This is a genomic window from Paraglaciecola mesophila KMM 241 (assembly GCF_000315015.1).
GTDB classification, from domain to species: Bacteria; Pseudomonadota; Gammaproteobacteria; order Enterobacterales; family Alteromonadaceae; genus Paraglaciecola; species Paraglaciecola mesophila.
The window spans coordinates 1-3,408 of the sequence record NZ_BAEP01000084.1 but is presented as its reverse complement, the minus strand read 5'-3'; the positions used below and the strand labels follow the sequence as shown (position 1 = coordinate 3,408).

4 protein-coding genes are annotated in these 3,408 nt (G+C 44.2%); all 4 read right to left on the bottom strand.

Features of this window, described 5'->3' with window-relative positions:
- A partial coding sequence (rfbD, locus tag GMES_RS20805) for a dTDP-4-dehydrorhamnose reductase (protein ID WP_039987956.1) occupies positions 1–796 on the bottom strand: 796 nt, incomplete at its 3' end.
- 46 nt (positions 797–842) lie between these two features.
- The gene (gene rfbC, locus GMES_RS20800; protein ID WP_006994791.1) at positions 843–1,391 is read right to left on the bottom strand and encodes a dTDP-4-dehydrorhamnose 3,5-epimerase; all 549 of its coding nucleotides are present in this window, start codon (positions 1,389–1,391) and stop codon (positions 843–845) included.
- Positions 1,392–1,418: 27 nt separating this feature from the next.
- Positions 1,419–2,312, bottom strand: coding sequence for a glucose-1-phosphate thymidylyltransferase RfbA (gene rfbA, locus GMES_RS20795; protein ID WP_006994790.1), 894 nt, complete (start codon positions 2,310–2,312; stop codon positions 1,419–1,421).
- Positions 2,313–2,314: 2 nt separating this feature from the next.
- The gene (rfbB, locus tag GMES_RS20790; protein ID WP_006994789.1) at positions 2,315–3,406 is read right to left on the bottom strand and encodes a dTDP-glucose 4,6-dehydratase; all 1,092 of its coding nucleotides are present in this window, start codon (positions 3,404–3,406) and stop codon (positions 2,315–2,317) included.
- Positions 3,407–3,408 lie beyond the last annotated feature (2 nt).

The window sequence follows — 3,408 nt, the reverse complement described above, 5'->3', positions numbered from 1 at the left end:
GTTCTGCCGCGGTTTTGTCGATAACAGAAAATGCGGGTCGCTTAGCCGGTGTCGGGTACTGAGCTGCATAAATTGGCAGCACTGGGATCGCTTTATGCAATAATCCTTTTTCGAGTCCTAGCTCTTGGATCGCGATAGCAAAATCATACCAACTTGCCACGCCTGCATCGGTCCAATGGTATATCCCTTTGATATCAGGCTTATTGACCACCGTCCAAAGCCAATCGGCTAGCCCAGCAGCGTAAGTGGGTGTACCGATTTGGTCTGAGACAATACCTAGCTGTGGTTTCTCTTTCATTAAGCGCAGCATAGTTTTAACGAAGTTATTACCATGGCTAGAATATACCCAGGCCGTTCGCACAATAATTGCTTCAGGCTGCATGCTTTGAACGGCCACCTCACCTGCTAATTTCGACGCGCCATACACTCCAAGCGGGTTAGGTCTATCGGTTACGATATAAGGTGAACACTTAGTCCCATCAAATACAAAATCAGTTGAAATGTGTAACAACCTTGCACCGACTTTTATACAGGCGTTAGCAATATTCTTAGCACCTTCTTCATTCACTAAGAAGGCGGTGGCTTTATCTGACTCCGCTTTATCCACTGCGGTATAAGCTGCGCAATTAATAACCACGTCAGGCTGTATAGATGCAAAAACTTCAGCAACCTTCTTCGCATCAGTTATATCAAGCTCTGCGCTATCAAAAGCGAACACTTCAATATCCGATTCGGGAACACGGTTACAAAGCTCCCACCCTAATTGACCATTTTTTCCAGTGATAAGTACTTTCACAATATTTCCATATCTAGATTTGTATTAAATGCATATGAGTGCGCTGCTAATCAAATTTTGGGGCTTCGTTGAATAAACAACCCACTTGGTCTTTTTCCGATAATGCTGGCGCCTCACCGTTCACTAACGGCCACTGGATGCCAAGGGCAGGATCATTCCATAAAATAGACACTTCAGATTGCGGGTGATAGTAATCACTGCATTTATATACAAACTCAGCTGTTGCACTGGTGACATAAAAACCGTGGGCGAAGCCCTCTGGAACCCACAGCTGTTTATTATTTTGCGCTGACAATTCAAGGCCATATGATTGACCAAAGGTGGAAGAGGATTGGCGTAAATCTACGACCACATCATATACACTGCCTTGGGTAACACGAACTAACTTACCTTGGGTGTGCTCTAACTGGTAATGTAAGCCGCGTAATATTCCTTGGCGGGACTTACTGTGATTATCTTGCACCAATGCTTTAACACCTGTGGTTTCGGTAAATAAGTCAGCGCGGAATGTTTCCATAAAGAAACCTCGCTCATCGCCAAATACTTTTGGCTCGAATATAAGAACGTCATTGAGTGGTGTTTGGGTAATTTGCATCTAATAAACTCAGAAAATTAATTGGGATTATTCGTAACCATTAGCGACTTTGAGTAAATATTGGCCATAACCTGTTTTGGCCAAACTGTTGCCCTGTTCAGTCAGCTTCGCTTTGTCTATCCATTTATTGCGATAAGCAATTTCTTCTAAACAAGCCACTTTTAAGCCTTGGCGGTGCTCAACAGTTTGTACGAACTGCCCAGCGTCAAGGAGCGAGTCGTGAGTACCGGTATCAAGCCAAGCGAAACCACGACCCAATAAGGACACGTGTAAATCCCCTCTTTCAAGGTACGCTAAATTCACATCGGTGATTTCCAATTCACCACGCACAGACGGTTTGATATTTTTTGCGATTTCGATGACATCATTATCATAAAAATATAAACCTGTTACCGCATATTGTGATTTTGGCGCTAAGGGCTTCTCTTCAATGCTGATCGCTTTTTTCTCTTTATCAAATTCAACCACACCAAAGCGCTCCGGGTCTGTAACGTGATAACCAAATACTGTGGCACCTTTTGTTACCTGGGTGGCGTCTTTCAGTTTATCGGAGAAATGCTGGCCATAAAATATGTTATCTCCCAATACTAAACTGACATTCGCATCGCCGATAAAATCCTCTGCAATAATAAATGCTTGGGCGAGGCCATCTGGACTCGGCTGCACTGCATATTCGATTTCAACGCCATAGCGACTGCCATCTCCTAATAATCGCTGAAAGTTAGCTTTATCTTCGGGGGTGGTGATGATCATTACTTCACGAATACCTGCGAGCATTAATACAGACAGCGGATAATAAATCATTGGCTTGTCATAGATAGGCAATAACTGCTTTGATGTCCCCTGCGTAATCGGATGCAGGCGAGAGCCTGAGCCCCCAGCCAAAATGATACCTTTATATTTAGGAATGTGATTGCCCATGGTTATTCTCCTTCGCCTAAACGGCCTAGTTTATACTTCCCTGATAACACTCGCTGCCACCATGATTCATTGGAAAGATACCATTGCACAGTTTTTCGCATACCTGATACGAAGTCTTCTTCTGGTTTCCAACCTAACTCTTTTTGGATATGACTAGCATCGATGGCATATCGAGCATCGTGCCCTGGTCGGTCTTTCACAAAAGTAATAAGATCTGCATAGGCTGAAATATCAGCTGCTCTTTGCTGTGGGGCTAATTCATCAAGCAATGCACAAATTGTGCGCACCACATCTATATTACGCTTTTCATTGTGGCCGCCTATAGTAAACGTCTCTCCTACTCTCCCAGACTTAACCACTAGGCATAATGCACGTGCGTGGTCTTCAACAAACAACCAATCGCGAATTTGACTGCCATCTCCATACACCGGCAAAGGCTTACCGGCCAACGCATTTAAAATGACATGCGGCACTAACTTCTCCGGAAAATGATAAGGGCCATAATTATTAGAGCAATTGGTGACAACCGTCGGTAAACCATAAGTGCGTTGCCAACTTCTGACTAAATGATCTGAACTGGCTTTACTTGCTGAATAAGGAGAGCTTGGCGCATAAGGGGTATTTTCAGTAAATAAAGGCAACTCAGCTCCCTCAGGGACTTCGTCCGGGTGAGGTAAGTCTCCATAGACTTCATCGGTAGAAATATGATGAAAAATGAACTGGGCTTTGCGCTCCTCTGGTAAATCTTGCCAATATGCACGGGCAGCTTCTAATAGCGTATAAGTGCCAACCACATTGGTTTGAATAAATGCACCCGGCCCGTCAATAGAACGGTCTACGTGTGACTCGGCTGCCAAATGCATTACCGCATCAGGTTGGTGTGCATTGAATACACGTTTAATGTCTGCTGCATCACAAATATCCACCTGCTCAAAACGATATCTGTCGCTTTGTAACGCTTGTGGAATGGACTCTGTGTTTCCTGCGTACGTTAATACATCAACATTAATAACACTGTCTTGCGTGTTGGCTAATAGATGCCTGACGACAGCACTGCCGATAAAGCCGGCTCCACCGGTAACGAGTATTTTCATGT

What these genes read in the sequence shown, in the direction of transcription:
- rfbC (WP_006994791.1), bottom strand. Translation starts at nt 1,391, where the DNA reads ATGCAAATTACCCAAACACCACTCAATGACGTTCTTATATTCGAGCCA.
- rfbB (WP_006994789.1), bottom strand. Translation starts at nt 3,406, where the DNA reads ATGAAAATACTCGTTACCGGTGGAGCCGGCTTTATCGGCAGTGCTGTC.
- rfbA (WP_006994790.1), bottom strand. Translation starts at nt 2,312, where the DNA reads ATGGGCAATCACATTCCTAAATATAAAGGTATCATTTTGGCTGGGGGC.